The organism is Rhizobium sp. AC44/96 (assembly GCF_001692185.1).
Taxonomy (GTDB): domain Bacteria; phylum Pseudomonadota; class Alphaproteobacteria; order Rhizobiales; family Rhizobiaceae; genus Rhizobium.
On the sequence record NZ_LXKO01000018.1, the window covers coordinates 34360 to 40631 of the forward strand.

General features: G+C 62.1%; 9 protein-coding genes. 2 read left to right on the top strand and 7 right to left on the bottom strand.

What is annotated here, in order from left to right; translation table 11 throughout:
• Window positions 1–3: 3 nt before the first annotated feature.
• Entirely contained in the window at window positions 4–339 is a 336-nt protein-coding gene (locus A6U87_RS16865; RefSeq protein WP_065692452.1) for a cytochrome C oxidase subunit IV family protein, read from the top strand.
• Window positions 340–348: 9 nt separating this feature from the next.
• On the opposite strand, the gene A6U87_RS16870 is transcribed toward A6U87_RS16865, so the two are convergent.
• The 3 genes from A6U87_RS16870 to A6U87_RS16880 form a co-directional block, all read right to left on the bottom strand.
• Complete coding sequence (locus tag A6U87_RS16870) at window positions 349–939, bottom strand: SH3 domain-containing protein (RefSeq protein ID WP_065692453.1); 591 nt, start codon at window positions 937–939, stop codon at window positions 349–351.
• A 2-nt stretch (window positions 940–941) separates the two neighbouring features.
• Window positions 942–1430, bottom strand: coding sequence for an invasion associated locus B family protein (locus tag A6U87_RS16875; protein ID WP_065692454.1), 489 nt, complete (start codon window positions 1428–1430; stop codon window positions 942–944).
• 237 nt (window positions 1431–1667) lie between these two features.
• Window positions 1668–2414 carry a YebC/PmpR family DNA-binding transcriptional regulator gene (locus A6U87_RS16880; RefSeq protein ID WP_065692455.1) on the bottom strand — a complete coding sequence of 249 codons (747 nt, stop codon included), beginning with the start codon at window positions 2412–2414 and terminating at the stop codon, window positions 1668–1670.
• A gap of 263 nt (window positions 2415–2677) precedes the next feature.
• Here A6U87_RS16880 and A6U87_RS16885 point away from each other — a divergent pair, with 263 nt between their 5' ends.
• Window positions 2678–3181, top strand: coding sequence for a pyridoxamine 5'-phosphate oxidase family protein (locus A6U87_RS16885; RefSeq protein WP_065692456.1), 504 nt, complete (start codon window positions 2678–2680; stop codon window positions 3179–3181).
• Between the two features lie 50 nt (window positions 3182–3231).
• On the opposite strand, the gene A6U87_RS16890 is transcribed toward A6U87_RS16885, so the two are convergent.
• The 4 genes from A6U87_RS16890 to A6U87_RS16905 form a co-directional block, all read right to left on the bottom strand.
• Entirely contained in the window at window positions 3232–4068 is an 837-nt protein-coding gene (locus A6U87_RS16890) for an MBL fold metallo-hydrolase (RefSeq protein WP_065692457.1), read from the bottom strand.
• A 111-nt stretch (window positions 4069–4179) separates the two neighbouring features.
• Window positions 4180–5004: a TIGR00282 family metallophosphoesterase gene (locus A6U87_RS16895; protein WP_065692458.1), complete on the bottom strand. Its 825-nt coding sequence runs from the start codon at window positions 5002–5004 to the stop codon at window positions 4180–4182.
• Between the two features lie 2 nt (window positions 5005–5006).
• Window positions 5007–5594 (bottom strand): 5-formyltetrahydrofolate cyclo-ligase, encoded by a 588-nt coding sequence (locus A6U87_RS16900; protein ID WP_065692459.1) that lies wholly within the window; start codon window positions 5592–5594, stop codon window positions 5007–5009.
• Between the two features lie 91 nt (window positions 5595–5685).
• Complete coding sequence (locus A6U87_RS16905; RefSeq protein ID WP_065692460.1) at window positions 5686–6078, bottom strand: hypothetical protein; 393 nt, start codon at window positions 6076–6078, stop codon at window positions 5686–5688.
• Window positions 6079–6272 lie beyond the last annotated feature (194 nt).

Sequence of the window (6272 nt, forward strand, 5' to 3'; positions counted from 1 at the left end):
ATCATGGCACAGGCGCAAACCCATTCCGGCCAGCAACATCCCATCAGGCTCTATCTGGTGGTCTGGGGATTGCTGTTCGTGCTCAGCACCTTCTCCTACCTGGTGGATTATCTCGGCATCCAGGGTTATCCGCGCTGGTCGCTGATCATCTTGTTCATGATGCTCAAGGCCGGACTGATCGTCGCCATCTTCATGCACATGGCCTGGGAAAGGCTGGCGCTCGTCTACGCGATCCTGCTGCCGCCGCTCCTGGTGCTGGTGTTCGTGGCGATGATGGCGTCCGAGGCGCACTACACGATCTTTACCAGAATGGCGTTTCTCGGCGGCGGCGCGCAATGACGCCGCTCGTCACTTGATCGTCTCGTTCGGATAGACGCCCCAAAGCGCGGATTGCCTTATGAATCCCTCGAGGTGGTGTTCCGTCACGTCCACATGGCACCAGTCGCCGTCGCAGGCGTGGACCGCGAGGCGGACTCTCGGCGAAAGCCTTGCAAGGATCGTCGTCGAGGTGCCGGGTGCCGCACGGATTGCGACCGGCGTGGTGATCCAGGGACCGACGAGTGCGGTGCGCTTGCTGGCGAGCAACGCGCGATGCATCCATCCGGAGACGCCGTCGCTGTCCCTGACCTGGCGCCAGTTGCCATATTCGGCGGTTATCTCCAGCGGCAGGCCAGCCACCCGGTAGATCCATAGCGTGCCGTAGTCGAGGGACGGGCCGACGCGCATACGCGCTTCCTTCGACCGCAGCGAGACGAAGCGTGGCACGGCAAGGCCGGTCTCGCGTCCTTTCGGGCCGTTAGCAGCGGGTGCCTGCAGCTGCAGAGGGTTGGCGGCGATCGGGGCGCATGTGAGGGCCAGGCCTAGACAGCAGAGGGCAAGAAGTCGCTTCCTGCCGCGCCGTGCCAGAGTTGTCCGCTTTGAGGCATGAGGCGTGGCCATCCTCAGTTGCACGTGCTCATGCGCTTCAGGGCGGCGGTCACGCCGTTCAGAGAGTAGGTATAGCTGGTGGCGGTTCCACGCAGCGACTGGGCCTGAACGGTCATGTTGCTGCCCGAGCGCAGGGCGCTTATCACCTCCGGCTCACGCGCTTCTTCGATGACCCAGGCGGACTTCCCCTTTGTGAACATGGAAAAGGCCTTGTCGCCGATTTCGACCTTGACGCGGGACCCCGGCTTGAGGTCGTAGCCCATGATCGCCTGCGGCTCGTATCCCGAACTCGGCGCGGTGCCGATGACGAAGAAGTTGCGGCCGTGGTCGACGCTTGCTGGTACCATCGCCTTCGGGACGGTCAATACATAGCAAACCGTCTGGCCGCCCTTTTTGTAGGAATAGACGCCCCAGTCCCCGAATTGCTTGACCATGGTCGGTTGCGCCATGGCCGATGCCGCGCCGAGCAGCGTGAACGAGAGGATGAGAGCTGATCTTTTCATGGGTGTTTTTCCCCGCCGAGAGTGTGAGAGAGGCTGGCCTTGAGACAGACCGGCTGGAGCGAATGCGACGCATTCAAGTCGGCGAGGGTTAGCGAGATCTTAACGAAGGCTCGGGGTAACGAACGTGTTACCGGCCGGCGGCAGGATGTGAAGTGCCGGGCGACGAAGGCTGTGGACAACGAAAAGCCCGCCGCGTTTCCGGGGCCGGCTTTTCAGGATGAACCAAATTGGATCAGATCAGGCCGAGAGCTTTGCCAGAACTTCTTCCGAGACTTCGAAGTTCGAGAAAACGTTCTGCACGTCGTCGTCGTCTTCGAGGCTGTCGATGAGCTTGATCAGCGACTGCGCGCGCTCTTCGTCGACCGGTACGTTGTTCTGGGCACGCCAGACCGACTTGACGGTCTCTGCTTCGCCGAGTGTCGCTTCGAGCGCCTTGGCGACTTCGCCGAGGGATTCGAATGCGCAGGTGATGTAGTGACCTTCCTCGTCGGTCTCGACGTCATCGGCACCGGCTTCGATGGCAGCTTCCATCATCTTGTCGGCATCGCCAGCCGCCAGCTTGTAGGTGATCTCGCCGACATGGTCGAAGGAGAAGGAGACCGAGCCGGTTTCGCCGAGCGCGCCGCCGGCCTTCGTGAAGATCGAGCGGACGTTGGATGCGGTGCGATTGCGGTTGTCGGTCAGCGCTTCGACGATGATCGCGGTGCCGCCCGGGCCGTAGCCTTCGTAGCGCACTTCATCGTAGTTCTCGCCGTCGGCACCGGCTGCCTTCTTGATGGCGCGGTCGATGTTGTCCTTCGGCATGGACTGAGCCTTGGCGTTCTGGATCGCCAGACGCAGGCGTGCGTTCATGGTCGGGTCGGGAAGACCGGCCTTGGCGGCAACGGTGATTTCGCGCGCGAGCTTGGAGAACATTTTCGATCGCACGGCGTCCTGACGGCCCTTGCGATGCATGATGTTTTTAAACTGTGAATGGCCAGCCATGGCACCCCTGTTCACGTCTTATTGTTAGGAATGGGCCGCCTTATAAGAGCGAAACGGGGCGTGTTCAAGGGAAAAGCGGTTTGTCGGCCGGGTTGCGACCCACCCTCCGGCGCTCCTCGACGACGCGGATTTGGGCCAGCGCGAGGCGCCAGGCGCATCGCGTTGCCGGGTGCGGCGGAACGTTGCAGCTCATTGTGCGCAGCGGAACAAAGCGGGGAGGCCTACGTTTCAAACCACGGACTCTGGAAACGGAAGGAAGTGCGATGGCCAGTTTCAACGAGGCACGGGAACACCCGGCACGCCAGCTTTGGGATCAGGTAAATGACGTGCATGCGGGCATGCTCGGCGTCGAGGGTGCGGACATGCACATGCAGCCGATGGCGCCCCATGCCGACCCTAAGACGAACATCATCTGGTTCTACACCAAGTCGGACGCGGAGCTCACGCGCGCGATCAAGCCCGGCACACGGGCGCGTTTCTGCCTCGTCGGCAAGGATCACGATTATCACGCCTGCCTTGCCGGGAAAATCGAGGTGCGGGCGGAGCCATCGAAGATCGATGAATACTGGAACTCGGTCGTTGCTGCCTGGTACGAGGACGGCAAGAAGGACCCGAACCTGACGATGCTGGCGATGCATGTCGACGATGCGGAGATCTGGGTCTCGACCGGCAGCAAGCTCAAGTTTGGCTGGGAGATCGCCAAGGCCAATCTCGGCGACGAGAAGATGCCGGATGTCGGCGTGAGGCAGCATCTGCATTTTGCTTGAGCGCCATCGAATGGTGCAAGCCGGCCCGGAGCTTTCGGCTCCCGGGCCTTTTACTGCATCCCCTGGGCGACATAGATCAGGGGTTTCTTCGGCAGCGTCCGCATCGAGACCGTTATCGTGTTAGTCGGTGCGTAGGTGATGTCGAAATCAGGGCCGAACATCGCCAGAAAGCTTTTCAGAGGCCGCGGCTGATGCATCGGCAGGATGAGCGACGACCGGAGGCGCTTGACCACCCGGCTCATGCTGTCCTCACCCATGGTCAGGCCGCCATCGACGGGAACCATGATGATGTCCAGCCTGCCGATCTCCGTGTAGTGGGCCTCGGTCAGCTCGTAGTGCAGATGGCCGAGATGACCGATGCAGAGCCCCGCAACCTCGAAGATGAAGATCGAGTTCGCGTCCGGTTGCGCGGTGCCGTAGCTGCCCCGGATATCTGTGGTGACGTTGCGGATATAGGTATCGCCCACCGTGAGGTCGATCTTCGGCTTTTCGCCCGGCACGTCGCTCCAGCCGTGCAGCACATATCGAATGCCCGGATCGGGCGTCAGCGTATAGTGGGAGGAGTGCGCACGGTTCATCGTCACTACCGTCGGCAACCGCGGCGGTGTGTACCAGCCGCTATAGTCGGTCGCGATCGAGATGCCGCCGGGTGTTTCGATGAGGAAGGTCGAGTGGCCGACATAGGTGATCTTCACCGTCTCTTCGGTGATGCCTGCGGGCGTCGGCGGCGTCGAGCCGGCAAAGCTTATGAAGGTTGCTTTCGGGATCGCCTCGGCAACTGCCTGGCACTGGCTCACGGCCCTTCGCTGCTCTTGCGCGACAGCGGCGTTTGCAGCTGAAAGGCACAGAAGGCACATCATTGCCAGGAGAAGAAAATGCAGCCTCATGCCATTTCCTCCGCAGCGCGTTATCGGCGAGCATGGGGCAAGAGGAAATGTCGGTCCACCTGAAATCCGGGGCCGCTGCTCACTTTTATGTCATGGCAGCGAGCGCCCAGGCTATCGCCAGAACTCCGGAATGGTCTCTGCCAGCCTCGGGCCGAGGCGCAGCGGCGCGATCTTTTCGGCGAGTCCCGTCGCGTCGGAAATCTCGACGCCGACGCCGCAGATCGTCGCGGGGCCGGTAGCGGCTTCCATGCGGCCCTTCGGCATTTTCGAGATGAAACGGTTCAGCGGTTCTTCCTTGTCCATGCCAAGCGACGAGTCGTAGTCGCCGCACATGCCTGCATCCGAGAGATACGCCGTGCCGCCATTCAGGATCTGATGATCGGCGGTCGGGACGTGGGTGTGGGTACCCACGACGAAGCTGGCGCGGCCGTCGACAAAATGGCCGAAGCACTGCTTTTCACTCGTCGCTTCCGCATGGAAATCGAAGATGATCGCATCGGCCTGCTCTTTGAGCGGGCAGGCGGCCAGGATTGCCTCTGCCGACTTGAAGGGGTCGTCCAGTTCCGGATGCATGAAGACGCGGCCCATGACATTGGCGACGAGCACGCGCGCGCCGTTACGTGCATAGAAGAGACCGGAGCCGCGGCCGGGCGTTCCCTGCGGATAGTTGGCCGGACGCAGGAACTGGTCATGGCGACCGGCAAAGGCGACGGCTTCCTTCTGGTCCCAGACGTGATTGCCCGTGGTGACGACATCGGCGCCGGCGTTGATCGTCTCGAGGAAAATGTCCTCGGTGATGCCGAAGCCGCCCGCGGCGTTCTCGCCGTTGACGATCACGAAGTCGAGCTTCAGGTCCGATATCAGGCCGGGCAGGCGATCCCAGACCGCCGTACGTCCCGTCTTGCCGACCATGTCACCCAGAAAAAGCAGTCGCATTGCTATCCAATCCAAGAGGCAAAAAAGCGTAGGCCGCTTTCTGTCAGGATGGCATCCAGGCTTACATCGTGCGGCTCGTCGGGCACATGTGCCACTTCCTGGCAGTCGAATGCAATGCCGATCAGTTTCGGATGCATGCCTTTTTGCTTCAAACGGTCGATTGCGCGGTCATAATGACCGGCACCGTAGCCGATCCGGTGGCCACGGATGTCGAACGCGGAGAGAGGGACGAGCATGATCTCGGGGTCGAGCACCGCGGCATCGGGGCCGGGGCCCGACGTGCCGAAGCCCGTGCTTACGAGCGGCGCCTCGCGCAACAGTTCACGAAAGACGATCGTCTGGCGGTCGAGAATGGCGGGTACGCACAATCTTGCGCCACGCGCCTGCAGGCGCGCCATCAGCGGCCGGATATCGGCTTCCGAGCGGATTGGCAGAAAGCCTGATATGATGGTGCCGGGCGCGAAGGCGATAGCCTCGCCTGCATGGTCGGCCATCGCCAGGCTATTCTCGATCCTGGTATCGGCCGGTATGGCGTCGCGGAGCGCGAGCCTCTCGGCGCGCATTTCGGCTTTCATTTCTCTCGATCTCATCGGGGTCCGCCGTGGTGTTTTGCTGGACCATAGAGCGCTCATTGCTGATTGCAACGCGCGAATGCGACGTGGGCGCGCCAATCGCGCCGCGTCAGACGATGATGCTGGTCGGTGTCGATGACGCCGGCACCTGAGCCTCGAGCGCGGCACTGTCGACGCCTGTCTGGTCGTTCCGCCCGCGCCAGCTGTTCTTCTCCCGCAGCTCGCGCATTGCCTTGTCCATGAGCTGCCGCACGTCGCGCAGGATCGACTTGAACTCTTCCATCGTCTTGCGATCTTCGGAAGAGATGCCTGACGTGGCGGTCTTTCCGTCTTCGACGACGTTCTGGTAGGCCTTGCGTGCCTGCGTTGCGTCATCGAGTTCTGTTGCTTCAGCCGAGCCATCATCGGTGCCGGTGCTTGAGGCGGAATCGTCTGCGGCCGCAGTCTGGGCGCCAGCCGCAGTGGTCTCTCCAGATGTGCCCGCCGCGGCATCGGCGCTCACGGCGGCCGAGGCGGCGGTTGCACTGGAAGCGGTGGCGGCGACGGCGGATGCGAATTCGGCCGCGGCGGCGCTGATCTTGTGGGCTAGTTCGGCTGCTAGAGCGGGATTGTTTTAGGCGGAGTCGGGAAGTGGATTCCCTTTCTGGTGCAAATCAGATTCACCATTCTGGCCGGTGAAGGAGGCCGGCCTGGATG

Excerpts from the sequence above, each read along its gene's own strand:
- A6U87_RS16890 (WP_065692457.1), bottom strand. The coding sequence starts at position 4,068 with ATGAGGCTGCATTTTCTTCTCCTGGCAATGATGTGCCTTCTGTGCCTT.
- A6U87_RS16865 (WP_065692452.1), top strand. The coding sequence starts at position 4 with ATGGCACAGGCGCAAACCCATTCCGGCCAGCAACATCCCATCAGGCTC.
- A6U87_RS16875 (WP_065692454.1), bottom strand. The coding sequence starts at position 1,430 with ATGAAAAGATCAGCTCTCATCCTCTCGTTCACGCTGCTCGGCGCGGCA.
- A6U87_RS16880 (WP_065692455.1), bottom strand. The coding sequence starts at position 2,414 with ATGGCTGGCCATTCACAGTTTAAAAACATCATGCATCGCAAGGGCCGT.
- A6U87_RS16900 (WP_065692459.1), bottom strand. The coding sequence starts at position 5,594 with ATGAGATCGAGAGAAATGAAAGCCGAAATGCGCGCCGAGAGGCTCGCG.
- A6U87_RS16870 (WP_065692453.1), bottom strand. The coding sequence starts at position 939 with ATGGCCACGCCTCATGCCTCAAAGCGGACAACTCTGGCACGGCGCGGC.
- A6U87_RS16885 (WP_065692456.1), top strand. The coding sequence starts at position 2,678 with ATGGCCAGTTTCAACGAGGCACGGGAACACCCGGCACGCCAGCTTTGG.
- A6U87_RS16895 (WP_065692458.1), bottom strand. The coding sequence starts at position 5,004 with ATGCGACTGCTTTTTCTGGGTGACATGGTCGGCAAGACGGGACGTACG.